Origin of the sequence: Desulfacinum infernum DSM 9756 (assembly GCF_900129305.1) — a bacterium.
Lineage (GTDB): Bacteria > Desulfobacterota > Syntrophobacteria > Syntrophobacterales > DSM-9756 > Desulfacinum > Desulfacinum infernum.
In genome coordinates this window covers 34,612-59,214 of sequence record NZ_FQVB01000029.1, presented here as the reverse complement: position 1 = coordinate 59,214, position 24,603 = coordinate 34,612, and the positions used below count along the sequence as shown (strand labels likewise).

The window sequence follows — 24,603 nt, the reverse complement described above, 5'->3', positions numbered from 1 at the left end:
CGAACTGGGATATCTGCCCATGAGCCGGCAGGCACGCTACAACCTCTTTCAGCTGGTCAACGCCCTTTACGAATACCGTTCCGTGATCATCACCACCAACAAGGAGTTTACCGCCTGGGGCGAGTTCTTCCATGACGACAACGTCGTTGTGCCCATCGTGGACCGCCTCATTCACCATTCACACATCTTCATCATGGGAGGGGAAAGCTATCGACTGAGACAGAAACGACAAGGCTGATTTTTTCGTCCCAAGTGGGTCAAAATTGTTGTCCAAAAAAGGGTCAAAATAACTGGCCATTGACAGCCTTGACAGGTTTGGGGGGTGTACTTAATTTTTGCTCGGACGAAACGGGAAGCAATTTCCACAACAATATCAATGAGAAAGGAGGGACTTGCCATGGCACTGCTTCGATGGTCCGCACCCAACGATCTGTTTCGACCGTTCGCGGAAATGGAACGGGAGATGGAACGGCTCCGTTCCGAGATGGACCGGCTTTTCACCGGCTTTCGGGGGCTGCGACCCGGGCGCGTAGGGGTGTTTCCCCTTCTCAACGTGAGTGAGGACAAGAACAACATCTACGTGCGCGCCGAACTGCCCGGCATGAACCCCGACGACATCGAAATTTCCGTGGAAGGCGACACCCTGACCATCCGCGGTGAACGCAAGCCCGCCGAAGTGAGCGACAAGGTGAGCTATCACCGTCGCGAAAGGGAGTTCGGACGATTCCGCCGGAGCTTGACCCTGCCCACCCGGATCAACGTGGATGCCGTGGACGCCACCTTCAAGAACGGCGTCTTGACCATCGTGCTGCCCAAGGCGGAAGAAGTCCGGCCGAAGCAGATTCCGGTGAAGACCCAATAAACGGTTTCGGGAATCAAGTCGGCAAAGGGGGTGACAACCATGGCGGAAAAGGACATTGAAGTGAGGGAAAAACAGGAAGTTCAGACCCAGGCGGAAAGCACCCGCAACATTCCGGTCTACGTTCCGGCCGTGGACATCTATGAGTCGGAAGAAGCGCTCACCGTGGTGGCGGATATGCCGGGCGTGGCGCCGGAGAACGTGGACATCGACCTCCGGGACGACCAGCTCACCATCCGCGGCACGGTGACCGTGGAAGGAGACGGCGAAACGGTCCTCCTTCGCGAATACGGCGTGGGCGACTACTACCGTCAGTTCACTCTGGGCAGGATCATCGACCAGTCCAAGATCGAGGCGGCCATGAAGGACGGAGTCCTCACGCTCACCCTGCCCAAGGTGGACAAGGCCAAGCCCAGGAAGATTACGGTCAAGACCGGGTAGCACTCCGGTTTTCAAGATCGGCGGTACAAAGCCGGAAAGGAGCGGGGCCTCCGGGCCCCGCTCCCTTTTTTCTACTTCACCGTGAGAACGGGAATCCCCGCCGAACGAAGCTCGAACATGATCCCTTCCAATTCCTCGGGGGTGGCGGCCAGCCGATCCAGGTCGTGCACCACCAGGCGTTTGACCTTCTGCCGTTCGATGTCCATGAAGAGCTGGCGGCGGCTGATGTAAACCTCCACCGGTTCGTCGGCTTCCTCGGGAGCCGCCTCCTTGAGGCGTTTCAAGCAGGCTTCCTTCTGGGCAGCCAGCGGGCGTTCGTAGGAATCCCCGTCCTCGGGGGTCAGTTCGTCGTGGCGCACCATGAGATAGATGGCGGTGAACTTCTCGTCCATGATTCCTCGGTCTCCTCCGCTTATATGAAACGCGACCTGGTTCCGTTCGTGCGCGCGGCCTGTAGGGGCGAATAATCATTCGCCCCTACAGGGACCTGCCTTCCAAAGGTGCGTTTCATCCTTCGTTGTCACGGGCTTCCCGTGACGGGGGTTTATGTCAACGCGCCCAACCAAGGGCTCTCCACATGTTGTCATGTGCGAAACGGGCACTCTGCCGATGAGTTTCGGCGCAACTATAGTGGAGGCGTTTGAGGAAAGCAACCCGCCCCGGAGGCATTGGCTTTTCCGCCCACAACGCTTACATTTTAGAAGTTCCAAATCTGAAGAAAAGGAGGGAGTTTTCGTGTCGTTCACGTTCGAACAGGGTCCCATTCGACCGCCCAGCGAAGCCAAGAGTCTGCTGCTTCGATTCACTCGGAACTGTCCCTGGAATCGATGCCGGTTCTGCCCCGTCTACAAGGGCCGCCCCTTCAGCCGGCGCCCGCTTTCGGAAATCAAGGCGGATATCGACGCCGTTCGAAACATTCTGGACGACCTGAAGGCCCTCTCCTGGTCCCTGGGGGAAGGGGGCGCCCTGAGTCCGGTCGTGGTCAACCGGGCGCTCACCGACCCCGCCAAGGGAGGCTGCTATCGCCACGTGGCCGTCTGGGCCTACCATGGGGAGGGCACCGTCTTTTTGCAGGACGCCAACAATCTGATCATGAGAACCGGCGATCTGGTGGAGGCTTTGCGCTACCTGAGGGAGCGCGTGCCGGGAATCACCCGGGTGACGTCCTACGGAAGAAGCAACACCATCGCCCGAAAGAGCTTGGAGGAGCTCAAGGAGATCCGGGAGGCGGGGCTGGACCGGATTCACATCGGCCTGGAAAGCGGGTCCGACACGGTCCTTCGCTTCATGGAAAAGGGCGCCACGGCGGATCAGCACATCGAGGCGGGCCGGAAGGTGATGGAGGCGGGCATGACCCTTTCCGAATACATCATGCCGGGCCTTGGAGGCGTGCGGTGGAGCCGGGAGCACGCCCTGGAAACGGCCCGGGTGCTCAACGCCGTCGATCCCCATTTCATCCGTTTGCGGAGCCTTCGGATCCCTCCGAACACCCCGCTTTACGAAGATCTTCGGGCCGGTTCCTTCGAACCGCTTTCCGATGACGACACGGTGCGGGAGATTCGCCTTCTCATCGAAAACCTGGAGGGCATCCACAGCACCCTCACCTCCGACCACATCATGAATCTTCTGGAAAACGTGGAGGGCACGTTTCCTCAGGACAAGGACCGGATGCTCGCAACCATCGACCGGTACCTGTCCCTGCCGGACGAAGACCGGCTTCTGTACCGGCTCGGCCGCCGCGGCGGCGCCCTTCGATCCGTGGACGATCTTCTGGATCCGGCCATGCGCGCCCGCCTGGAGCGGGCCCGGCGGGAGCTGGAGGCGGAAACGGGAAAGGATCTGGAAGCCCTCATCAAGGAACTGGGGGACCAGTACATCTAACGTGAAAGAGAACCGCGGATGAACGCGAATAGACGCGAATGAAGCTTTTTCATGGGGTCCGGCCCAAAGGTGAGCAGGACCGTTGTCAACCATCCGCGGTCGTTGACGGTTCGTCCACAAAAAAATGACCCGATTTGACCTAGGTCAAGGAGTTCGAGACGCACCGGGCTTATGGTAGCACCGTCGACAGCAACAGGGAGGCTTTAGGAAAGCCGCTTTTTCAACGTCCCCCAACATCCAAGGAGGCAACCATGTTTTGTTATCAATGCGAACAGACGGCCAAAGGACAAGGATGCACCAAGATCGGCGTGTGCGGAAAGCAACCCGACGTGGCGGCGCTCCAAGACCTCCTCACCTATCTTCTCAAGGGCCTGAGCCAGGTGGCCACCGAAGGCCGCCGGGTGGGCGTCAAGGACCGTCAGGTGGACGTCTTCACCTGCGAAGCCCTCTTCACCACGCTCACCAACGTGAACTTCGACCCGGAAGACATCATCCGCTTCATCCGGAAGACCGTGGAGCTTCGCGAGGCTCTGAAGGCCAAGGTGAAGGCCGCCGGCGGTTCGGTGGACTTCGGCGACGGCCCGGCCGTCTTCCAGCCCGGTTCGACCCAGGCGGAGATGGTGGCCCAGGGCGAACAGGTGGGATTCGACAAGGATCCCGAGCCGGATGAGGACATCCGTTCGCTCAAGCACACGGTCATCTTCGGCCTGCGCGGTTTGGCCGCTTATGCCGACCACGCCCAGATCCTGGGCCGGGAAGACGACGCGGTCTATGCCGCCGTCCATGAAATCCTGGCGGACACGGTCCGAACGGACCTTTCCCTGAACGACTGGGTGGCCCGCACCCTCAAGGTGGGAGAAGTGAACATCCGGGCCATGGAGCTTCTGGACGAGGCCAACACCGGCACCTACGGACACCCGGTTCCCACCAAGGTGCCGCTGGGCCATCGCAAGGGGAAAGCCATCCTGGTCTCCGGCCATGACCTGAAGGACCTGGAAGAGCTTCTGAAGCAGACGGAAGGAAAGGGCATCGACGTCTACACCCACGGCGAGATGCTCCCATGCCACGGCTATCCGGAACTCAAGAAGTACGGGCATCTCTACGGCCACTACGGAACGGCGTGGCAGAACCAGGCCAAGGAATTCTCCCAGTTTCCCGGCGCCATCCTCATGACCACCAACTGCATCCAGAAGCCGCAGGACGCCTACAAGGGCAACATCTTCACCAGCGGCGTGGTGGGCTGGCCCGGCGTGCCCCACATCTCCAACCGGGATTTCACGCCCGTCATTCAGCGGGCCCTGGAACTGCCTGGCTTTACCGACGAGGTGGACAAGGGTTCGGTCATGGTGGGCTTTGCCCGAAACACCGTGCTGGGCGTGGCGGACAAGGTGATCGAAGCGGTGAAAGGCGGCGCCATCCGTCACTTCTTCCTGGTGGCGGGCTGCGACGGGGCCAAGCCGGGCCGCAACTACTACACCGAGTTCGTGGAGAAGGTGCCCCAGGACTGCGTGGTGCTCACTCTGGCCTGCGGCAAGTTCCGATTCTTCGACAAGGACCTGGGCACCATCGGAGGCCTTCCGCGCCTCATGGACGTGGGCCAGTGCAACGACGCCTATTCGGCCGTCCAGATCGCCCTGGCGCTGGCCAAGGCCTTCGACGTGGACGTGAACCAGCTGCCCCTGTCTCTGGTGCTCTCCTGGTACGAACAGAAGGCCTGCGCCATTCTCTTGAGTCTCCTGCACCTGGGCATCAAGGACATCCGCCTGGGGCCTTCGCTCCCGGCCTTCATCACGCCCAACGTGCTCAAGGTGCTGGTGGAGAACTTCGACATCAAGCCCATCAGCACGCCCGATGAGGACCTGAAGGCCATCCTGGCGGCCTAGGAGCCTGTCTGAGAATGGTTAATCTGCCCTTTCCAACGTCCATCCGTCATCCCCGCGAAAGCGGGGATCCAGGATTTCCAGTGAGTTATGGACTCCCGCTTGCGCGGGAGTGACGGTTTGAGCAGTTCTCGGACAGCCTCCTAGGAGGCTGTCCGAGAATGTTTTTCCGGCTTAGAAGGCCGGGAACCCCCTTCTCATCGTACCCGCGGGGCTTCAGCCCCGCGGGACCAGGCGTTCTGAAGTCCATAAACCCCTATCACGGACGGCCCATGACAACGAAGGATGAATCGTACCTTCGAAAATTGGGTCCCTGTAGGGGCGAATGATTATTCGCCCCTACAGGCCGAGCGGCCGAACGGAACCAGGTCGCGTTTCAATAGATCCAAGCGGCTTATCCTACGCCCGGAACGCATTTTTCGCAGCCCTGAAGGGCTGCGCTACGATGGAAGAAGCGATTTTGCCCGTTCCCGGAGAGCCTCCGAATCGTGATACACCACCCGCCGGTCTTTCGAAACGGCCGTATCGGAGGTCGTGTTTAGAGGGCGCTCAAGGACAAACGACGCAAGGAGACGCCCATGCCCATTCCCGGAAACCTGCTGACCACGGCCATGGCGGTCATGCCCCACCGGGACGTGGACCGCGCCCTGGAGGCGGCCCTGTCCCTGGACATCCCCTTCTGGCCCCAGCTGCCTCACCTCAACTACTACGAAGACATGTACGTGCAGGCCTCGGAACACTTCCCCGGCATCCTGCTGGACATGGAAAACCGGACCCTTCGCTTTTCCACGGAAAAGTTCATCCAGGAGCTGCCGGACATCCTGGCCCGCTTCGACGATCCCTCCCTTTTCGACATCAGCCCCGCCTATTCGGCCGTCTACCACCGCTTTCTTCAGTTGGACCTGAGCGAGCGGCCCGCCATCCGGGGCCAGCTGGAAGGGCCCGTCAGTTTCGGCTTCAACGTGCTGGACGAAGAGGAGCGGCCCATCCTCTTCAACGACACGGTCCGCCCCTTCATGCTGGAGTTCATGGCCAAGCGGGTAAACGTGCAGCTGGCGAGACTCAAGGAAATCCACCCCAACGCCTTCATGTTCGTGGATGAGCCGGGCCTTCAGTTCATCTTCAGCGCCATGAGCGGCTACAACCACGTGACGGCCCAAAACGACCTGGAATTCTTTTTCTCCCTCATCGACCGCCCGCGGGGCATTCACTTGTGCGGCAATCCGGACTGGGACTTCCTGCTGAACCTGGACCTGGACGTGCTTTCTCTGGACATGTACTCCAACGGCGAGGTGTTCGTGTCGTACACCGGCGCCATCCGCCGCTTCCTGGACCGGGGCGGGATCCTCATCTGGGGCATGGTTCCCACCAACTTCGAGCCCTTCGAAAGCGAAACGGTGGAATCTTTGGAGGAACGTCTCCTGGTGCTGTGGCAGAGGCTGGATGAGAAGGGGATCGATACGGACTACCTGGTATCCCGGAGTCTGCTGTCTCCCGCCACGTGTTGCCTGGTCAACCCGGACGGAACGGCCACCGTGGAGAAGGCCTTTGAGGCCATTCGGGAGCTGAGCACGCGCCTAAGGAAGCGGTTCGGGCTGTCTTGACGAGCGGGCGGAGGATCAAGCCCGCCCTTCCGGGTCGCACCACGGGAAAGAATCGTCGATGGGTTTCCTGTCACCTGATCACTTGGAAACCCAAAGGGCTCCGTGCTCCAGTTTCTTCAGAATCGAGGTGCAGACCGACCCGGTGAAGATGGCTTGAAGCAGCCCCTTGGACTCATTCTGGTGACCGGCGGCGATCACCGGATAACCGCCCCGGGCCGCCTCTCCCAGGATGAGGTCGGCCACCTTTCCCCCGACCGTCAGTTTCCGGTCGATGCGCTGCGACGCCACCCCGTTTTCTTCAAGAACCCGCTGCGACTCGTCCAGGATCCGGGACGCGTCGAGACCCCCCTCATCGTTCATCACGTGGAACAGACAGACGCGGTGGGATTCCCTTTGGAGCATGAACCCCACGTGGTCCGCCATGCGAAGACTCGCCGGAGACCCGTCCACGCAGAGCAGCACGTTTCGGGGGCCTTCCGCAGGCTTGCGGCAGATCCACACGGGACAGGCGAGGGGCTGTTCCAGGACGTCCGAGGTGACGCTTCCGGAGAAGAGCCCCGACAGGGCGGCGTATCCCCGGCGTCCCAGCACCAGGGCATCGTAGCTGCCCCGCGCGGCCTCCCGCACCACCTCCTTGGCCACGTTCATGGTCTTGGCAACGAGCAGGGTCTCAACGTGCTCCGGGGACATTCCCTTGCGGACCAGGATTTCTTTGGCTTCCGTCAGGGCACGTTCCCCCCGCCATCGGACCTCTTCGGAAATGTGGGGACCGCGGATCAGGTATTCCCGGTTGTTCCAGGGATCCGGCGCGTGGGTCTGCGCCACGTAAAGGAGCGTCACCCGGAGGAATTCGCGGTTTTCCAGAAAGTCCGCCACGAACCGCACGCCGCAGAGGCAGGCGGTCTCTTCGCTCACGGTCACCAGAAGATGTCGTTCCACGGCGTCCCTCCGAAAAAGAACCCCCAATGAACGGCAATGAACACAAACGGCCGCTCCCGTCCTGAACCCCTCCGGGGGGCACGAGATCACCGCACCGCGCGGCCGTAAGGGCGAATGATTATTCGCCCCTACAGGGCGCTGGCACCAACGAAACCAGGTCGCGTTTCACCTGAATTGGACGATTCTTTCACATGGGCAGGTCCTCAAGGGCGGGCGTAAAGCCCGCCCCTACAAAAACGCACGGAACCATTGGTAGGGGCGGGGTTTACGCCCCGCCCGCTAATCACCCGGTGTAAGACACACCCGAAGAAAAAATTGCTCAGTTTAGGTTTCACAATAAACCATGAGCTCCCGCTTTGGAGGTTTCCCGGCGCGACTACAGGATCTGGCTCAGGAAGAGCTTGGTCCGCTTGTGCGTGGGATTGCGGAAGAAATGCTCCGGCGTTCCCACCTCCACGATGGTGCCCTCGTCCATGAAGATGACCCGGTCCGCCACCTCCCGGGCAAAGCCCATCTCGTGGGTGACCACCACCATGGTCATGCCTTCCTTGGCGAGCGTCTTCATGACGTCCAGCACCTCGCCGATCATCTCCGGATCCAGGGCCGAGGTGGGTTCATCGAAGAGCATCACCTTGGGATCCATGGCCAGAGCCCGGGCGATGGCCACCCGCTGCTGCTGACCTCCGGAGAGCTGGTCGGGATACACTCCCGCCTTGTCGGGGATCCCCACCTTCTCCAGGAGAGTCATGGCCTTTTTCTCGGCCTCCTTCCTGTCGCGCTTGCGGACCACCTGCTGGGCCAGGGTCACGTTCTCCAGCACCGTCTTGTGGGGAAAGAGGTTGAAGGACTGGAAGACCATACCCACCTCGGCCCGCACCTTGTTGATGTTGGTCTTGCGGTCCAGGATGTCGATCCCGTCGATGTAGATGTGGCCCGAATCGGCATGCTCCAGACGGTTGAGGCACCGAAGCAGGGTGCTCTTCCCCGATCCCGAAGGGCCGATGATCACCACCACCTCTCCCTTGTCCACCTGGCACGAGACGTTTTGCAGGGCGCGGACCTCGTGGGGGGCGTAAAAGGTTTTGGAGACGTTTTCCACCTTGATCACGAGACCACCGTCCTCCTCTCTAGGTACTGAACAAACATGGAGAGCCCAAAGGTGAGCACCAGGTAGAGCAGGGCACACACGAACCACAGTTCAAAGGGCTGGAGGCTTGTGGTGACCACTTCCCGGGTCGCCTTGGTGAGCTCTCGAATGGCAATGATGCCAAGAAGCGACGAATCCTTGATGAGGCTGATGAACTGACCCGCCAGGGGCGGCAGGATGCGCCGAAACGCCTGGGGCAGGATCACGTGGCGCATGGCCTGGGGATAGGTCATGCCCAGGGATCGGGCGGCTTCCATCTGCCCCCGATGGATGGACTGGATCCCGGCTCGGACGATTTCCGCCACGTAGGCACCGGCAAAGACGGCCAGAGAGGCCACTCCGTACCAGAGAGGAGGCAGCTGGGACATGCCGTTCTTGGCCAGGAGTGTATTGATCACGGTCCCCAGCACGAAGTACCAGATGAAGATCTGCACCAGCAGCGGGGATCCGCGGATAAGCTCGATGTAGGTGATGGCGGACCACTTGAGCGCCGGATTATCGGAAATACGGGCCAACCCGGCGATGAGGCCGATCAGGATGCCGAAGAAGATGGAGATGAGACTCACCTTGAGGGTCAACCACAGGCCCTGCAGCAGGATTCCCACCTTCCACTTCTGGTGCACCCCCAGGATGTCTCCCGGATAGAGGTAGTCCCCTTCTCCGACGCGCACATCCGTTCCAGGTATGGAGTATTGTTCCGATTCCCCCTGGCCTTTCACAACAACGATGGTGGTTCCGTCGCTTGTGGAGATTTTGGCCACTTCCCCTTCGATCTCGGAGCGGATCTCCACCTTGTCCTTGTAGTAGAAGTATTGGGGCACCCGGTACCAACGCCACACGTAGTCCACCTTGCGGGTGGCGTAGTAGAGCAGGGCCATGACGGAAAAGATGCCCACAAAAAAGACGGCGGCCCAGAAAAAGTAGGCCCCGCGGCTCAGTTGCTTGGTTGCTCGTGCCATGAGATTCTCGACGTTATTCTAGGTGGAACGCTGCACGCGACAACGGGGAGGCTCCGACACGCCGGGGCCTCCCCGTCCAGGTCTAAACGCGGTCTCCTATTGAGCCACGTCCTTGATCCATTCCGTTCCCTTGATCCACTTGTTGTAGATCCGCTCATAGCGGCCGTCGTTCTTGACCTGGCGCAGAAAGTTGTTGAGCCAGTTCAGGAAATCGGGGTCGCCCTTGTTGACGGCCCAGGCCAGCGGTTCATAGGTGAAGGGCTGATCCAGAAAGACCAGCTTTCCGGCGCCCTGCTGAGCCATGAAGACCACGCAGAAGGGAAGGTCGTAGACGAAGGCGTCCGCTTTGCCGTTCACCACCTCCAGGGCCGCCTCCGTTTCCGTCTCAAAGGACTTGTACTGGCACTTGGGGATCATGCGCTTGACGGCCTGTTCCCCCGTGGTGCCCAGCTTGGAGGTGACGATGTACTGTGGATCGTTCAGGTCCTTGTAGGAGAGGACCTTCCCTTCGTGCTTCTTGTTGAGCAGGATGGTCTGGCCCACGATGATGTAAGGATCGGCGAAATTCACTTTCAAGTTCCGTTCCTGGGTGACCGTCATGCCGCTCATGATGATGTCGAACTTGCCCGTGATGAGGGAGGGAATGATGCCGTCCCAGGCGGTATTCACCGGCACAAACTTGACTCCCATGGCCTTGGCCATCTCCTTGGCCATGTCGATGTCGAAGCCCACGAAGTTGCCCTTCTTGTCGGTCATCTCAAAGGGCATGTAACCGGCCTCGAAGCCCACACGAAGCTCCCCTCGTTTGAGGATCTCTTCCAGGGTGGACTTCTTGGCCAGCTCGATGTCGGCCGCCGACACCTGCATGGCCGCCACAAGCACCAGGGCGAACACCACCGCCATACACTGCAACGCTCTTCTCATAACCGACCTCCTCCTTTCTTGGTTAAACGTTCCGAAAAGGACCACCCAAAAGCCCCTCGCCGCACTCCCATGGGCAGGAAGCCTGACTCAGGGCCCGTCAATACGCCTTCCCCTCATTCAACAGTTCCCGGATGACCATGGGCACCCGGCATCGGGGACACGTGGGAATCTCTTCCTTGGGCAGGTAGATGATGCGCGTTTCCCTGCACTTGGGGCACATCACCTCCACCGCCTCCACCTTTTCTCGCACAGTGCACCTCCCTGAAAGTACGGCAAAAGTAGCACAACGACCCCGAATCACAAAGTCTTTTCAGGAGCAGCCAATTGCGGGGCGAATGACTATTCGCCCCTCCAGCTCTCGTTTCCGAGCAGAAGGAGGCCACGTTCCCGGATAGCGCGTCACGGAAGAATCACAGGAGGAAATGGGCATTGCAGACCCGCTGATCCTTCAGGATTCCCAGCAATTGTTCCACCGTTTGGATGCCGTTTCGGATGACCTGGATCTGAAAGATCTGGGCCGCAAAGAAAGCATCGGCCAGAGCATTGTGCCGGAAATGCTCCTTCAGACCGTAGCGGATCATCAGGGCGTCCAGGCTGAGTTCTTCCGCACTGCGGGCCCGACCCTCCCGTCGTCCGATCCACTTTTCCAGCTCCGCAATGTCCACCAGCGGTCTTTGGAAAGATCTTCCCATCTTGCCGAAGAAGCGGCTCAAGAATTGAGAATCGATGTGAACACAATGGCCGACCAGGATCCCATCACACAGCTTCCACAGCCGATCCGCGATCTCTTCAAAGGTTGGTGCCGTTTCCAGGTCGTTTGCGGCGATGCCGTGATACTTCATTCCGTCCAGGCGATATTTTTCCGGCCGCACCGTGGTATAGAACGCATCGCCCACCCGAATCCTTGTGCCTTCCATGGGGACGGCCGCCACGGCCACGATGTGATCTCTCCTCACGTCCAACCCAGTGGTTTCCAGGTCCACGGCCGCAAAGCGGGCGTCCTCGAGGCGCATCAGAGCCCCCTCTCCACGCCGTAGCGCGCCTTGAGCATCTTCTGAAAGGACGCGGTGATTTTCAGGGATTCCTTCAGAACCAGCAGGTCCATCTTGTCCAATTCCTCCACGCGAATCAGATTGTCTCCGGCCGATCCGTTTTTCAGGGCGTGGGCCTGATGGCGGAGCCTGAGGTCCTGCAGGAAGGCGTAGGCCTCCAGGAGATCCCCCGCCCTCTCTTGCCCGAGCGCCTTCATGTCCCGCAGGGCCTCGATCCTTTCCCGCGTGTTGGTGACGTGCAGAAGCTTGTGATCCAGGGCCAGGACCCGAACGCCGTTGGCGATGGGATAGATACCGAACTTCTTGAGGTTGACGCCCCTATCCAGGTGCTTGATGCCGAAAATTCCAATGGGCGGCTCATTCAGGGTGGCGTCGTGGGCCAGGAACCGAACGGCCTGATTGGTGGCCGAGGCGTGGATGTGCTCCAGCAGCTCCTCCAGCGGGGCCGCATCTCCATAGACGGTTCGCATATCCAGGAAAACGGTGAGGTACCGGATGTGATCGGGCGTGGGCTCTTCGAACCAGCGGGAAAACAATTCTTTCCATTCTTCGAGCGTCAAATGCCACCTGGGATTGGAGGCCATGTATTGGGCCGGGCACTTGGGGACCCCCACCTGCTCCAGGGCGTCGTTGATGCGCTGGGTCAGTTCCAGCTGAGGTCCCGAGGGGCTCAGGATCACCGCATTGTCCTGATCCGTTGTGATGACCTGTTCCTTCCGGCCGCTGCTTCCCAGGTGGATCCAGAGGAAGTCCCCCTTCTCTTCGGGATCCTTCAGGAACTCGATGATCCGGACGACCACCATGTCGTAGACGGAAGTGATCATGCGGGAGAGCTGGTAGAAGTGCATTCCCTTCAGAGCCATCTCCGAGACGGCCAGTCGAATGGCTCGGAAGGCGCTCTGAAGGGCTTGCAGATCGGTGGCCTTGATCACCTTGCGATAGAGCGCCAGGATGGACGAGGAGGGCTCCAGCTGAGCCAGGATGTCCTTGCTGGTCACCACACCGGCCACGCGGTCTCCGTCCACCACGATCAGATGATCGATGCCGGTCCGAAGAAGCTGCGTGTAGGCGTCAAAGACCGGGGATCGCCGATCCAGGCAGATCGGCGGAGCACTCATGAATTCCCGCACCGGGCTCTCTCTCTCCCCGTGGATCAAGACGCGCCGTATGTCCCGATTGGTCAGAATGCCCACCGGCCGTGTCCCGTCCACCACGATGACGGACCCCACCTTGTGCCGTTCCATGAGGCTCACCGCCTCGGCCACCGTGGCGTCCGCCGTGCACGTCACCGGCGCTTTCGAAAGAAGGGTGCCCACTTCCACCAGGCTGGACGCCTCTTCCGACCCCTCTCCTTCCCGGGCCAGGCGGGAGAAAGCGCGGAAGCGCCTTTCGACAAAGGCGCTGAAAAAGGAGGCGAAAGCGGAGTGGGTCCGGTACACCTCCGCAAAGGTGGTGGCATCGAAGGAATAGCAGATGGTTTCTTCCAGGGTGCGCGCTTCGTAGTAGGACGGAGCCTGATGGATGGCGGACAGCAGGCCGAAGATCTCTCCCTTGGCCACGTAATCCACCACATCCTCTCCGTCGTAAAGACCCACCAGGCCGGAAAAGACCAGATAGACGGCCGGACTGATCTCCCCCTGTCGGCAGATGACCGTATCGGGCGGATACATCACCACATCCAGACCGCTCACCAGGGCATTGAGCCGGGTGTCTTCAAGAAAAGAGAATGGTTTGATTTTTCTTAAGAATTCCTTGGGAGGGATCATGGTTTCCGTTCCGTGGCGAAAGGGACGTCAAGACGGAGGAAGGCCACCCTGCCGAGTGGCCTTCCCTCGTTTCCGCGTTTGCATAGCCACGGCCTGACCGGGCGCATCGGCCCCGAGAGATCAACCGAGAATGTCATTCCCTCTTTGGGGTGCCGTGTCTTTGCCATTTGAATAGGGGCGGCAGGCGAACCGCCCCTGCATGAGAGAGTCTCCTTCGGTGGTCGTCTCCGCTCTTTTCGTAGCCCTAACGCTCATGGGACCCTTCCACCATGTCGCATAACGAAGGATGAAGCAGGCCTTTGAAAAGCGGACAGCCGTAGGGGCGAATGATCATTCGCCCCTACATTCCCCGTGGACGCATGGCTCCCTGTCACACTTCATAGTGGAAGGCTACGGAAGAACCCCCGGACGTCGGATATGCCATCGCATCCAGCCTGCGATTCAAGGGATTACGATGGCACCTTCCGCGGGGCTGAAGCCCCGCGGCTACGAGGTGGACCAAAATTCCTCGGTCTTGTAAGTCGGAGAGCCATTGTCAGACAGCTTCCTGGGAGGCTGTCCGAAAACTCCGCCACCCGTCACTCCCGCGCAAGCGGGAGTCCATAACTTACTGGAAATTCTGGATCCCCGCTTTCGCGGGGATGACGAAGGGGCTTTGAACGGCGCAAATTAGCCGTTGTCGGACAGGCTCCTAGATGACGCCCTTTTCCTTCAGTTCCTCCAGGCGCTTGGGGCCGTAGCCCAGCATCTTCGCATAGACGTAGTAGTTGTCGGCTCCCACAGGGCGGCACACCCATTTGACCCGGGGCGGCGACTCGGTCATCTTGTGGGCGTGGTTGGCGATGGTGACCTCACCGTAGTGCGGGTCGTCGATGGTCTCCAGCGCCATGCGAACCCACCAGTTTTCCGCTTTCATGGTGTCCATGGGCGACGAGATCCGGCCGGGGACCACCACGCCTTCCCCGATGTTCTTGTTGTAGTCCATGACCGCATCGAAGATCTCGTCATAGGTGTGGGCCATGGTCCACTTTTCGATTTCCTTGTACATGATCTTCATGTTGTCCACGTTGAGCCGTTCGAAGATGGTGGGGAACTGCTCCTGGAGATCGGGACGGTTGATGATGGTGCACAGTGCCTTCCAGTTGGGATCGGCGAATCCGGAAAGGAAGGCGAAGCCGTCCTTGCACCGGAAGTAGGTGTAGGGAAAGACGCCCACGTCGTAGTTGCCCACCCGGGGGATGGTTTCCTTGAAGCCGTAGTAATAGGTGATGCCGTAGTTGATGCACCGCCCGTAGGCTTCCGCCGGAGAAACGTCAATGAACTGGCCCTTGCCCGTGTTGTGACGGTAATGGATGGCGGCCAGAATGGACACGGCCGCCCACGCGCCGCCGGCGTACCAGCCCATCCAGTTGCCCTGCTTGGTGGGCACTTCCGAAGGCTTGGGATTGTCCGGATCGAAGACCGGCTCGCCGCTCACCGACACCACTCCCGAATAGGCCTGGTCCACCACGTCCACGTCCGCCTTGCCGCAGGCGGCCTTGGGCCCGAACTGCCCGTAGGTGTAGAGGGCGCAGTAGATGAGGCCCGGGTTCAGCTCCTTGAGTTGCCGGTAGCCGATGCCCCACTCGTCCATGGTGCCGGGCAGGAAGGTCTCCACCACCACGTCCGCGCGTTTGGCCAGCTTGAGGAAGATCTCCCGGCCTTCTTCCGATTCCAGGTCCAGGGTCACGTGGAACTTGTTGCGGCCTTCGTTGAGATAACCCAGGCCCGTGTCCTTGTGCAGGTATCCCCACGGGGTGAAGGTCCTCGCCGGGTCGCCTCCGGGCGGCTCGATGCGGATGACCGTGGCGCCGAATTCCGCCAGGGTGGACGTGGCGAAACAGCCCGCCATGTTGGCATAGCTCACGTCCAGCACCGTGATATGGTCCAGAGCCTCCGGCTTTTCCCGGTTCTTCTCGGGATTATCCAGCTCGTATATCCAGTCGCCCCAGGATTTTTCCTTTTCCATGTGCATCTATGTTCCTCCCTGTCGCGAGGGGTTCTTTTCGGATTCGTTCTAGACCAAGAGAACACCGGATTTGCCGTCCCAACCTTCGGGGGGCTTGCGGCCCGGAGGCACGTCCACCCATTTCCCGATCACGTTCTTTTCCTTGAGGTACTTGATCTTCTTGGTCTTGAGGCCCAGGAAGCGCTTGAGCACGTACTCGTTGTCAAAGCCCACGGGCTTGCCGGCCCACTTGATGCGGCCCGGCGTTTCCGAAAGCTTGGGCGCGATACCTTCCTCGTAGAGTTCGCCGTAGATGGGGTCGTCCACGTAGTAGGTGAAATTGCGGGCCCGAAGGTGTTCGTCCTCGAAATGGTCTTTGCCGTTGGCCACCTTGTGGGCGCCGAATCCGTACTTTCCGGCCAGTTCGTCGATCTCGGCGTAGGTCTTTTCCGCCACCCAGGCTCGGATCATGGACAGAAGCTCCACGGCGTTTTCTTCCTTCAGGCGCTCCAGGTGGGTGGCGAAGCGCGGGTCCTGAGCCAGCTCCGGCTTGCCCATGGCCTGGCACAGTCCCTGGAACTGCTGGTCGGTGGCGGCGCCGATGGCCACCATCTGGCCGTCCTTGTCGGGGACGATGTCCGCCGGACAGATGCTCACGTCCCGGTTGCCGTAGCGCTCGCGCATCTTGCCGGTAAAGTGCTGGTAGAGCCAGGTCCAGTCCATGGCCCGCATGAGGTTTTCCGCCTGGGAGTATTCGATGAACTGGCCCTTGCCCGTCTTGTCCCGATAGGCGAGAGCGGCCAGAACCCCCACGGCGCCCACCAGGCCTCCGTAATAGTCCGCCAGCCAGATGCCCGCCTTCATGGGGAGCTGGTCCGGAAAACCGCTGATCCAGGCCATGCCCGATTCCGACTGGGCGATGGCGTCGTAGGACGGCCGTTCCAGGTAAGGCCCCCACTGGCCGAAACCGTTCAGGGCGATGTAGATGAGTCCGGGATTGATTTCTCGAAGCTGGCGGTAGCCGATCCCCCATCGGTCCATGGTGCCGGCCCGCAGGTTTTCCACCACCACGTCGGCCCGCTTGACCAGTTCCTTGAAAAGCTCCACCCCTTCAGGAACCCGCACATCGATGGCCAGGTGGTACTTGTTTCTCGCCTCCTTGAGCCAGCCCAGAGCGGCTCCGTTGAAAAACTTGGCAAAGGGAGTGAGCGAGCGCATGGTGTCGCCCATGCCGGGCAGTTCCACCTTGAAGACCGTGGCCCCCAATTCCGACAGGTAGCTGGGAAGCGAGGGTCCCAGGATCAGGGTGCACAGTTCAACGATTTTGATGTCCGCCAGGGCCTCCGGCTTGTCGAAGGTCTTTGACGGATCCAAAAGACTCTCCGCCCATTTGAAATACTCTTCTCTCGCCATTGAGTCGCTCCCTCGTAAGGTCTAAAGGTTTGCTCAAGAAACATTACCGAACGCGAACAACACTGAAGTGAGACGGAATGACAGCAAAATTCTCGGGAATTTCCGTAAGAACCTCCTTCAAGACCAGGGCCTCCTCCTTGATGCGCTTCTTCACCCGCCTGCCCTTGCCATCCAGCGGCTCATATCGGGCATCCACCTCCACCCGGGTCTTCACGGGATACCCGTGAACCTTTTCCAGCTCCGAGCGGATGGGATCCAGCGGCCCCTCCCAGTACTCCAGCAGGGAACCCAAATTTCCCAGCCGCTCGGCATCCAAGCCCAGACGCTGGGAAAGAGACCGGCGTGCGGCCAGGCGATCCGCCGCCCCCGGCACATCCTGAGACAACCACATCACCTGCCGCACCTCGGTGATACTCACCGCGTTCTTCTTTCGGTCGAAGGTTTCCAGCTGCAGATGCGCCACCACTTTCCGGCATGGGTAGCCTTCGACCCTCTGTTCTTCCCGCGTTTCGGTCACCGTCAGTCGAGGCGGACGCACCTCGTAACGCTGGGAAACGACCTCTTCCACCTCCGGAACCGTCTGGACCAGAGACCGCAGCCACTGCGCATCCTTCACCCGCTCCAGCGGATAAACGAAGGCCTTGTCGCTTGCCCAGGCCACATCGCGGATCTCTCCGGCGTCGATCAAAAAGAGTGTGGACCTCCTCTCCTTTTTGGCCTCACCGAAAAGACGTTGCATCCAGCTTCCCGTATAGGCCTTCTGGAGATCGTAGAGGACGGCGTCCCGCCTGTAGGCTACTCGAAGAGTTCCCTTTTCCTCGCCGGTCCAAAAACGGTTGGCCTCCACGCTGTGAACGTAGAGCACATCGGCGGGAACGGGACCGGCCCAGGTCAAGACCCCCAGGAAGATGCAGGCCACGATTGACAACAGACGCCGCTCAGGCATGTACGCCCGCTGCCCCGTCATATTCCCCAGATCTTCCGATGGATGTGCGCACCGACAAACATGGTGCTCAAAGGAATACCGATACCGTAAAAGGACCCCCAGAGGATACTGCCACTGGGATCAAAGCCGTAGGGCTTGGTGAAGTAGAGCAGAAAATTGATCCCCACGCCCACGTAGAAGTAGAGCAGGTACCACTTTCTCCAGTGGCGCTCCCAATGTTGAAGCTTGGAAGCCTTCTTGTCGTCCATGCATCATCCTCGCACAGGTTGCGGATCCGGGGCCGGGGCGGCGCCCCGGCCCCCAAGGTTCCTAGTTTTCAGGTCGAAGATCGTAAGAGTATTTCTTCACGATTTCATCCTTGTTGGGCTTCGTGATCAAACTGATGAGTATAAAGAACACGAATCCCACGAAAACCCAATAGAACTGGTGGGGCGTGACGATGCCTCCCTTTTTGCTCAGGAAGAACCAGTGGGCGCTTCCCAGCTTGGTGTTGGCATACATCCACGAGTAGGTGGACAGGAAGGTCATGACCAGGATGTTTGCGACGGCCGCCGTGGTATTGGCCCGGTGCCACCAAATGCCCAGGATGAGCGGCGGACCCACGGAGGCGAGAATCACTATGAACGCCGCACCCGAAATGTCAAGCACCAGCGCCGGCGGATTGAACGCGATGAGAGTACAAATAACGATGACCAAAGTGGTCATGATGCGGGTGACCTGCACCGGCTTTTCTTCCGGCCAGTTGCTCCCGAAAACCTTGCCGATCAGGTCGCGGCCGAGAAGCACATTGAGTACCATGGTCCAGCCCGCCGCCGTGGACATGGCGATGGCCAAACCGCCGGCACAGATGACCGCCAGCAGGAAGGGGCTCTTCAGACCTTCCATGGCCGCGATCATGGAGTAGTCGGTCACCGCCGCACCGCCCACGCCGTAGACCTGCTTCATGTGCTTGAGCACGTCCACAGCGTTCTTGACCCCCTCCACCTGCATGAACGGATGCAGGGTTTCGATGAGGGTGCGTGCCGCCGTGCCGATGATGGTCAGGCCCATGTACATGGCACCACCGAAGAAAACGGCCCAGAAGACGCTTCGACGAGCGGACTTGATGTCCTGGGCCGTGAAGAAGCGCACCACCGTGTAGGGCATGGCGGCAAAGCCGAAGTGCCACGTGTAGTAGAAGCCCACCACGCCGGTCCACATGCCCATGAGGGCGTGGCTGGCCTTCTCGTTGGCGTAGGGCGTGTTGAAGAAGTTGGGGGAAATGCTCAGCACCGCTTCCGTCATGCCATTGATGCCCCCGAAATGGGCGATGGTGTAGATGGCGCCCACCACCGCCGCAACGGCCATGGTGACCCCTTGAAAAGCCGCCGACCAGGTGGTGGCCACCATGCCGCCCCAGTAAACGTAAACGAAGACCACGAGGGCCGCGATGACGACGGACACATTGAAGTTGAGCTTCAGGATGGCGAGCATGAAGAGGGCGGTACCCACGATGGACAGGGTCACGTAGGCGATGCCGGCGATGAGCGTGGGAATCCCGGCAACCAGACGCAGCCACTTGCTGTCATAGCGATCGGCATAATAGTCAGTGAAAGAGGTGGGGGCATACTTACGAAGCGGCGCCGCCGTCAGCAGCGTGGCGATGGGCATGCCGCCGATGATCCCCACGAGGGCCCACCAGAAAGGATAGCCCAACAGGAAGATGAACGCCGGGAGACCGAGGAAGCTGGCGGGACTGAGGTACGTGGACGCCAGAGCGGCTCCATTGACAAAGGGCCCCACCTTACGGCCCGCCACGTAATAGTCGGACGCGTTCAGGGCCGCCTTCCTGGAATACCAACCAATGGCGATCATGATGGCAAAATAGATGAGTGCACCTAGGATAACAACCGGATTCGCTCCCATTTCCCCCTCCTCATTTCTTGGCTTTTCGCTCTTCGCGAGTCTCTTCCGAGCGGTAGAAAATGACGGCCACGATCATGTTCAAAACCCACAGGGCGAGAATCCAGTTGTAGAGGTAGCATCCGGGTATGCCGAGGAACTTCTTGAGCGGGAAGCCGGGAACGGTGATTTCCAGAAGGAAGAAGAGAAAGAACCAGCCGTAGAGAAGCCCCATGCCGGCCCAAAAGACTTTCGGTAAACCCTTAAACATGGCAACCCTCCTAGTCGTTAAGGATTCCAAACGGTGGATCCATTCCTATGCCATGAGTTGTGCCCTCACCTCCTTTCCCCTCTTTCGTGCTCCGTCCGGTCCGGTGTTCCAAGAAGATTGAAACCGCGTGAAAAGAACCTCTTGACCACCACCTCCTTTCCTTAGCGCTCAGCGCCCGAACCACGCCGGATCACATGCCTCCAAAACCGCTAACCCCCATGGCTCCGAAATGCCTGCACCCACTGGAGCTGTTCAACCATTGGCAAAAGGTCGTTACCCGAACAACGAAGGGGCGCTTCCGGGCACAAGAAAACGACTCCCGCCGATCCGTTCCCAAACGGGAAGAGAAGGTTCCGCAGCCGGGGAAACGCGGTTTCAGGCGAAAGGCCAGGCTTCCTCGCGGTTTTACCGCCTCTGACTTCCAAACGCCTATCATGCATCGTTGTCGCATGTGCGCGACGCTTTCCATCCGAAAGGGAACACCATCAAACTTTTCGATAGGGAGCCAGGAATCACCGCTTCCTCACGATTGCCCAAACCCACAGCACTTGGTTGCGACCGCCACGGCGGCCCGCGAGAAGGGAATCGCCCATGCCCCGGAGGGTAGGTGTGCACAGGTGCGATGGCGAAAAGGCCGTGTGAGCGCGCAGGAGAAAAAACCGCAGGAGATGGAAGTAGAGTTTGCGCAGAGCGAAAACAGGGCACGCGAAGCGAGTTCAAGCCACTCCTACAACAGCCCGGGAAAGCCGGTCAAGCAAAAAAAAATTTGTTTGACAACGCACAACAGCCTCTTTTAAGTTCGGAAAACCCTCAGTTTGCTGCCTGCTCCAGCTCCCATTCTCCCGCTCCGTGTTCCTGCGGAATCTGTCTTGAGGGATCACGTTCTCGCACGACTCTGGACCGACTCGAACGTACTGCTCAGTCTCTTGTTGGAACGGTTCTCACGGTCTTGCCCATGGGATATACAGCTTACGCGGCGTGGCTCCACAAGATGCGGGGGAGACGAGAAGATCAGACGGAGCTCTCTTTCCAGACGCCCACCCCCTGCGTTTTCCCCGGTGCGACGAGCGGGAGCTGTGTGTTTTTTATTGCCGTGTGATAACAGAAAGATATGTGGCGGGCGCCCGTAGGCGCCCTTCTTCTTTTACGCCGGCCTTGAACGCAGGTTGCATCCGGTTCCGGCTTGGACCATGTGAGGAGGGCAAGAGATATGGGAAAAGGCATGTTTTCGGAATCTCAGCTGGAAAGAATGGAGAGGGAGTACCAGGACTGGCTGGGTGAATACCAGAAGGCGCTTCAGCGCCTGCCCGAACGGCTGGAACGATTCTCCACCGTCTCCGACATGGAGGTGAAATCCCTCTACACGCCCCTGGACATCAAGGAAAAGGACTACTTCGAGGACCTGGGCTTTCCCGGCCAGTATCCCTTTACCCGGGGCGTCCAGCCCACCATGTACCGGGCGAGGCTCTGGACCATGCGCATGTTCGCCGGCCTGGGAACGGCCGAGGACACAAACAAGCGCTTCCACTACCTGATCGAACACGGCGAGACGGGGCTCAGCACCGCCTTCGACTTCCCCACGCTCATGGGCTACGACACGGATGCGCCGGTAGCCCGCGGCGAATGCGGGAAGTGCGGCGTGGCCATCGACACCATCGACGACATGCGGCGCCTCTTCGCCGGGATCAACCTGGAAGAGGTGACCACCTCCATGACCATCAATCCGCCGGCCTCGGTCATCTGGGCCATGTACATCGCCAACGCGGAAAACGAGGGCTACGACCGGAAGAAACTGGGCGGCACCATCCAAAACGACTGCCTCAAGGAGTTCATCGCCCAGAAGACCCTCATGCTGCCCCCGGAACCGAGCCTCCGGCTGGTGGTGGACACGGTGGAATTCGGCACCTACGAAGTTCCCCGCTGGAACACCATCAGCATCAGCGGGTACCACATCCGGGAAGCCGGGGCCACGGCGGTCCAGGAACTGGCCTTCACCATCTACGACGGCATCACCTACGTGGAGGAGTGCATCAAGCGTGGCCTCAAGGTGGACGACTTCGCCGGGCGCCTCTCCTTTTTCTGGAATTCCCACATCGATTTCTTTGAAGAAATCGCCAAGATGCGCGCGGCCCGGCGCATGTGGGCCCGGATCATGAAAGAGCGCTTCAAGGCCCAGAAGCCGCGATCCATGCTGTGCCGGTTCCACACCCAGACGGCGGGTTGTTCGCTCACGGCCCAGGAGCCCTACAACAACATCATCCGAACCACCACCGAGGCGCTGGCGGCCGTTCTGGGCGGCACCCAGTCCCTGCACACCAACTCCCTGGACGAGGTGTACATGATCCCCAGCGAGGAGGCCGTGCGCATCGCGCTGCGCACCCAGCAGATCCTCGCCGACGAGACGGGCGTGGCGAACGTGATCGACCCCCTGGCTGGCTCCTACTTCGTGGAGGCCCTCACCGACAAGATGGAAGAGGAGGCCATGGCCTACATCCGCAAACTGGATGAGCTGGGCGGCATGGTGGCGGCCATCGAAAAGGACTACCCCCAGATGGAGATCGCCGACGCGGCCTACCAGTTCCAACAGCAGGTGGAAAGGGGCGAGAAGATCATCATTGGCGTCAACAAGTTCCCCAGCGAACGGCCCGAGCTGGAGTTCGTACTCCGGATCGACGACGAGCTGGAAAACTTCCAGATCGAGCGCACCCGGCAGTTCAAGGAAAAGCGCGATAAGGTCAAGCTCCAGAAGGCCATGGACGAGCTGCGCCGGCGCTGCGAAGGCCCCCCGTGCTGGGAAAACAACGTGATGCCGGCCCTCATCGACGCCGTCCGGGCGGGCGCCACGGAACAGGAGTGCTGCGACCTCTATCGAGAGGTCTTCGGGACCTACACGGACCCCGGCACCTTCTAGGCCCCCACGGCCCTCCCCCAGGCGAGGTCGGGCTCCAGGGGAGAGGAGAACTAAAAAGGGGATTCCAGATCTGTCAAGCGACGTTATCTTACAGGAGGACGGTTTCCATGAGCGAGGAAAGGAAACTTCGCATATTGATCGCCAAACCGGGTTTGGACGGACATGATCGCGGGGCGCGCGTGATCGCCCGGGCCTTTCGCGATGCGGGCTTTGAAGTGATCTACACCGGCTGCCACCAGACGCCCGAGCAGATCGTGAACACCGCCATCCAGGAGGACGTGGACCTCATCGGGCTGAGCATCCTGTCCGGGGCCCACCGGTACTCCTTCCCCCGGGTGATGGAACTGCTCAAGGAAAACAACGCGGAAGACATTGCGGTCATCGGAGGCGGCATCTTTCCCTTGGAGGACATTCCCAAGCTGAAGGCCATCGGCATCAAGGAGATTTTCGAGCCGGGCGCCAAACTGGAAGACATCGTGAACTGGGTGCGCACCCACATCAAGCCGCGCAAGGCCATGGTGGCTTAGGAGCGTGTCCGAAAACGACAAAATAGCCGCTTTTCTCGTAGCGCAGCCCTTTAGGGCTGCGAAAAGATCCTGAATTCACGGTATCTGGGACGGGAGAGCCAGTGTCGGACAAGCTCTAGGCAAGAGGTATGGACAATGAACCTTGTGGAACAGATCCTGGCCGGGGATGTGCGCGCAACCGCCCGGCTTCTTCGCGACATCGACGACCAGCTTCCTTCGGCCCGCGAAGCCCTCAAGCAGCTCTACCCGCACACGGGCAAGGCCTACATCATCGGCTTCACGGGGTCTCCGGGGGTGGGGAAAAGCACCCTGGTGGACCAGCTGGCCCTGGAATACCGCAAGCAGGGCCTCACCGTGGGGATCCTGGCCATCGACCCCACCAGCCCGTTCACCGGCGGCGCCATCCTGGGGGACCGCATCCGGATGCAGCGCCACTTCACGGACAGCGGCGTCTTCATCCGCAGCCTGGCCACCCGGGGCCACTTCGGGGGACTCACCAAGTCCACCAACGACATGATCACCGTTCTGGACGCCATGGGAAAGGACGTGATTTTGGTGGAAACGGTGGGCGTGGGTCAGGACGAGGTGGACGTGGCCAACTGCGCCCACACCACCGTTCTGGTGACCATCCCGGGCATGGGCGACGAGATCCAGGCCATCAAGGCCGGCATCATGGAGATCGGCAACATCTTCGTGGTGAACAAGGCCGACCGGGAAGGGTCGAGAAAGACCATCCGGGAGCTCAAGAACCTCATTGAGCTGGGCCTGCGGCGCCGGGACGACGAAGGCTGGGAGCCGCCCATCATCGAAACGGAGGCACTCAAGGGCCGGGGCATCCCGGAGCTCATGGACGCCATCGAAAAGCACCGCCGGTTTCTCACCGAAAACGACCGGGGCCAATGGGACGCGGTGGTGGCCAAGCGGGCCAAGATGCAGCTTTTGGACACCCTCCGCGAAGAAGCCCTGCGGGAGCTGTTGCGCCGCATGGAAGCGCGGGGTGAAAACCTGGATGAATTGGTCCGGAAGGTCACGGCCAAAGAGACCGATCCCTACACCGTCGTGCAAGACCTGCTGCAGTGTGAGCTGCGCTGACCGCCTCCCGTCGATCCCCCCCACCGTAATATCCGCCTGCGCGACCTGCTCCGCGGGCGGACCTTTTTCTGCCTTGAGCCATCGCTGCAAATTGTGCACAAATTCTTTAAGTCTTTTGCGTGC

The 24,603-nt window shown here is 60.2% G+C and carries 23 protein-coding genes; 9 read left to right on the top strand and 14 right to left on the bottom strand.

The features are described from left to right. From BUB04_RS13840 to BUB04_RS13830, 3 genes are all read left to right on the top strand, one after another. Positions 1-238: ATP-binding protein (locus tag BUB04_RS13840; protein ID WP_178371996.1), on the top strand; the 238-nt coding region annotated here is incomplete at its 5' end. A gap of 159 nt (positions 239-397) precedes the next feature. Beyond that, complete coding sequence (locus tag BUB04_RS13835) at positions 398-862, top strand: Hsp20/alpha crystallin family protein (RefSeq protein ID WP_073040512.1); 465 nt, start codon at positions 398-400, stop codon at positions 860-862. Positions 863-901: 39 nt separating this feature from the next. Continuing rightward, complete coding sequence (locus tag BUB04_RS13830) at positions 902-1,300, top strand: Hsp20/alpha crystallin family protein (RefSeq protein WP_073040510.1); 399 nt, start codon at positions 902-904, stop codon at positions 1,298-1,300. A gap of 71 nt (positions 1,301-1,371) precedes the next feature. On the opposite strand, the gene BUB04_RS13825 is transcribed toward BUB04_RS13830, so the two are convergent. Then, a complete protein-coding gene (locus tag BUB04_RS13825) occupies positions 1,372-1,692 on the bottom strand; it encodes a recombinase family protein (RefSeq protein WP_073040508.1) in 321 nt (106 codons plus the stop codon). Between the two features lie 343 nt (positions 1,693-2,035). Here BUB04_RS13825 and BUB04_RS13820 point away from each other — a divergent pair, with 343 nt between their 5' ends. From BUB04_RS13820 to BUB04_RS13810, 3 genes are all read left to right on the top strand, one after another. After that, positions 2,036-3,181: a radical SAM protein gene (locus tag BUB04_RS13820; RefSeq protein WP_073040506.1), complete on the top strand. Its 1,146-nt coding sequence runs from the start codon at positions 2,036-2,038 to the stop codon at positions 3,179-3,181. A gap of 251 nt (positions 3,182-3,432) precedes the next feature. Next, positions 3,433-5,064 carry a hydroxylamine reductase gene (gene hcp, locus BUB04_RS13815; protein ID WP_073040504.1) on the top strand — a complete coding sequence of 544 codons (1,632 nt, stop codon included), beginning with the start codon at positions 3,433-3,435 and terminating at the stop codon, positions 5,062-5,064. Between the two features lie 575 nt (positions 5,065-5,639). Beyond that, complete coding sequence (locus BUB04_RS13810; RefSeq protein ID WP_073040502.1) at positions 5,640-6,665, top strand: uroporphyrinogen decarboxylase/cobalamine-independent methonine synthase family protein; 1,026 nt, start codon at positions 5,640-5,642, stop codon at positions 6,663-6,665. Between the two features lie 78 nt (positions 6,666-6,743). Here BUB04_RS13810 and BUB04_RS13805 read toward each other — a convergent pair whose 3' ends face one another. The 13 genes from BUB04_RS13805 to BUB04_RS13750 all read right to left on the bottom strand — a co-directional run bounded on the left by BUB04_RS13805 (position 6,744) and on the right by BUB04_RS13750 (position 19,950). Continuing rightward, positions 6,744-7,604: a universal stress protein gene (locus BUB04_RS13805; RefSeq protein WP_178371995.1), complete on the bottom strand. Its 861-nt coding sequence runs from the start codon at positions 7,602-7,604 to the stop codon at positions 6,744-6,746. Positions 7,605-7,980: 376 nt separating this feature from the next. Beyond that, positions 7,981-8,712 carry an amino acid ABC transporter ATP-binding protein gene (locus BUB04_RS13800; RefSeq protein WP_073040497.1) on the bottom strand — a complete coding sequence of 244 codons (732 nt, stop codon included), beginning with the start codon at positions 8,710-8,712 and terminating at the stop codon, positions 7,981-7,983. Next, a complete protein-coding gene (locus BUB04_RS13795) occupies positions 8,709-9,710 on the bottom strand; it encodes an amino acid ABC transporter permease (RefSeq protein WP_073040495.1) in 1,002 nt (333 codons plus the stop codon). The genes BUB04_RS13800 and BUB04_RS13795 overlap by 4 nt, the downstream gene beginning before the upstream one ends. Before the next feature lie 96 nt (positions 9,711-9,806). After that, positions 9,807-10,634, bottom strand: a complete 828-nt coding sequence (locus BUB04_RS13790) for a transporter substrate-binding domain-containing protein (RefSeq protein ID WP_073040493.1) — start codon at positions 10,632-10,634, stop codon at positions 9,807-9,809. 97 nt (positions 10,635-10,731) lie between these two features. Then, positions 10,732-10,884 carry a hypothetical protein gene (locus BUB04_RS19415; RefSeq protein ID WP_178371993.1) on the bottom strand — a complete coding sequence of 51 codons (153 nt, stop codon included), beginning with the start codon at positions 10,882-10,884 and terminating at the stop codon, positions 10,732-10,734. Between the two features lie 160 nt (positions 10,885-11,044). Continuing rightward, the gene (locus tag BUB04_RS13785) at positions 11,045-11,647 is read right to left on the bottom strand and encodes a 3'-5' exonuclease (RefSeq protein WP_073040491.1); all 603 of its coding nucleotides are present in this window, start codon (positions 11,645-11,647) and stop codon (positions 11,045-11,047) included. Beyond that, positions 11,647-13,452: a DUF294 nucleotidyltransferase-like domain-containing protein gene (locus tag BUB04_RS13780; RefSeq protein WP_073040489.1), complete on the bottom strand. Its 1,806-nt coding sequence runs from the start codon at positions 13,450-13,452 to the stop codon at positions 11,647-11,649. Before BUB04_RS13780 ends, BUB04_RS13785 begins: the two co-directional genes overlap by 1 nt. A gap of 691 nt (positions 13,453-14,143) precedes the next feature. Continuing rightward, complete coding sequence (locus BUB04_RS13775) at positions 14,144-15,466, bottom strand: CaiB/BaiF CoA transferase family protein (RefSeq protein ID WP_073040487.1); 1,323 nt, start codon at positions 15,464-15,466, stop codon at positions 14,144-14,146. A gap of 42 nt (positions 15,467-15,508) precedes the next feature. Further along, on the bottom strand, positions 15,509-16,852 hold the full coding sequence (locus BUB04_RS13770) for a CaiB/BaiF CoA transferase family protein (RefSeq protein WP_073040484.1): 1,344 nt from the start codon (positions 16,850-16,852) through the stop codon (positions 15,509-15,511). A 43-nt stretch (positions 16,853-16,895) separates the two neighbouring features. Continuing rightward, positions 16,896-17,819, bottom strand: coding sequence for a hypothetical protein (locus BUB04_RS13765; RefSeq protein ID WP_073040482.1), 924 nt, complete (start codon positions 17,817-17,819; stop codon positions 16,896-16,898). Then, positions 17,816-18,046, bottom strand: a complete 231-nt coding sequence (locus BUB04_RS13760; protein WP_073040480.1) for a hypothetical protein — start codon at positions 18,044-18,046, stop codon at positions 17,816-17,818. The genes BUB04_RS13765 and BUB04_RS13760 overlap by 4 nt, the downstream gene beginning before the upstream one ends. Before the next feature lie 61 nt (positions 18,047-18,107). Then, positions 18,108-19,703: a sodium:solute symporter family protein gene (locus BUB04_RS13755; protein WP_073040478.1), complete on the bottom strand. Its 1,596-nt coding sequence runs from the start codon at positions 19,701-19,703 to the stop codon at positions 18,108-18,110. Between the two features lie 10 nt (positions 19,704-19,713). After that, positions 19,714-19,950: a hypothetical protein gene (locus tag BUB04_RS13750; protein ID WP_073040476.1), complete on the bottom strand. Its 237-nt coding sequence runs from the start codon at positions 19,948-19,950 to the stop codon at positions 19,714-19,716. Positions 19,951-21,172: 1,222 nt separating this feature from the next. Between BUB04_RS13750 and BUB04_RS13745 the strand changes: the two genes are divergently transcribed. From BUB04_RS13745 to meaB, 3 genes are all read left to right on the top strand, one after another. Continuing rightward, positions 21,173-22,861 (top strand): acyl-CoA mutase large subunit family protein, encoded by a 1,689-nt coding sequence (locus tag BUB04_RS13745; RefSeq protein WP_073040518.1) that lies wholly within the window; start codon positions 21,173-21,175, stop codon positions 22,859-22,861. Positions 22,862-22,968: 107 nt separating this feature from the next. Next, a complete protein-coding gene (locus BUB04_RS13740) occupies positions 22,969-23,388 on the top strand; it encodes a cobalamin B12-binding domain-containing protein (RefSeq protein WP_073040474.1) in 420 nt (139 codons plus the stop codon). Positions 23,389-23,523: 135 nt separating this feature from the next. Continuing rightward, entirely contained in the window at positions 23,524-24,480 is a 957-nt protein-coding gene (meaB, locus tag BUB04_RS13735; protein WP_073040472.1) for a methylmalonyl Co-A mutase-associated GTPase MeaB, read from the top strand. Positions 24,481-24,603 lie beyond the last annotated feature (123 nt).

What these genes read in the sequence shown, in the direction of transcription:
- hcp (WP_073040504.1), top strand. Translation starts at nt 3,433, where the DNA reads ATGTTTTGTTATCAATGCGAACAGACGGCCAAAGGACAAGGATGCACC.
- BUB04_RS13830 (WP_073040510.1), top strand. Translation starts at nt 902, where the DNA reads ATGGCGGAAAAGGACATTGAAGTGAGGGAAAAACAGGAAGTTCAGACC.
- BUB04_RS13760 (WP_073040480.1), bottom strand. Translation starts at nt 18,046, where the DNA reads ATGGACGACAAGAAGGCTTCCAAGCTTCAACATTGGGAGCGCCACTGG.
- BUB04_RS13835 (WP_073040512.1), top strand. Translation starts at nt 398, where the DNA reads ATGGCACTGCTTCGATGGTCCGCACCCAACGATCTGTTTCGACCGTTC.
- BUB04_RS13825 (WP_073040508.1), bottom strand. Translation starts at nt 1,692, where the DNA reads ATGGACGAGAAGTTCACCGCCATCTATCTCATGGTGCGCCACGACGAA.
- BUB04_RS13750 (WP_073040476.1), bottom strand. Translation starts at nt 19,950, where the DNA reads ATGTTTAAGGGTTTACCGAAAGTCTTTTGGGCCGGCATGGGGCTTCTC.
- BUB04_RS13765 (WP_073040482.1), bottom strand. Translation starts at nt 17,819, where the DNA reads ATGACGGGGCAGCGGGCGTACATGCCTGAGCGGCGTCTGTTGTCAATC.
- BUB04_RS13790 (WP_073040493.1), bottom strand. Translation starts at nt 10,634, where the DNA reads ATGAGAAGAGCGTTGCAGTGTATGGCGGTGGTGTTCGCCCTGGTGCTT.
- meaB (WP_073040472.1), top strand. Translation starts at nt 23,524, where the DNA reads ATGAACCTTGTGGAACAGATCCTGGCCGGGGATGTGCGCGCAACCGCC.
- BUB04_RS13770 (WP_073040484.1), bottom strand. Translation starts at nt 16,852, where the DNA reads ATGGCGAGAGAAGAGTATTTCAAATGGGCGGAGAGTCTTTTGGATCCG.
- BUB04_RS13745 (WP_073040518.1), top strand. Translation starts at nt 21,173, where the DNA reads ATGTTTTCGGAATCTCAGCTGGAAAGAATGGAGAGGGAGTACCAGGAC.
- BUB04_RS13780 (WP_073040489.1), bottom strand. Translation starts at nt 13,452, where the DNA reads ATGATCCCTCCCAAGGAATTCTTAAGAAAAATCAAACCATTCTCTTTT.
- BUB04_RS13810 (WP_073040502.1), top strand. Translation starts at nt 5,640, where the DNA reads ATGCCCATTCCCGGAAACCTGCTGACCACGGCCATGGCGGTCATGCCC.
- BUB04_RS13785 (WP_073040491.1), bottom strand. Translation starts at nt 11,647, where the DNA reads ATGCGCCTCGAGGACGCCCGCTTTGCGGCCGTGGACCTGGAAACCACT.
- BUB04_RS13775 (WP_073040487.1), bottom strand. Translation starts at nt 15,466, where the DNA reads ATGCACATGGAAAAGGAAAAATCCTGGGGCGACTGGATATACGAGCTG.
- BUB04_RS13755 (WP_073040478.1), bottom strand. Translation starts at nt 19,703, where the DNA reads ATGGGAGCGAATCCGGTTGTTATCCTAGGTGCACTCATCTATTTTGCC.
- BUB04_RS13740 (WP_073040474.1), top strand. Translation starts at nt 22,969, where the DNA reads ATGAGCGAGGAAAGGAAACTTCGCATATTGATCGCCAAACCGGGTTTG.
- BUB04_RS13795 (WP_073040495.1), bottom strand. Translation starts at nt 9,710, where the DNA reads ATGGCACGAGCAACCAAGCAACTGAGCCGCGGGGCCTACTTTTTCTGG.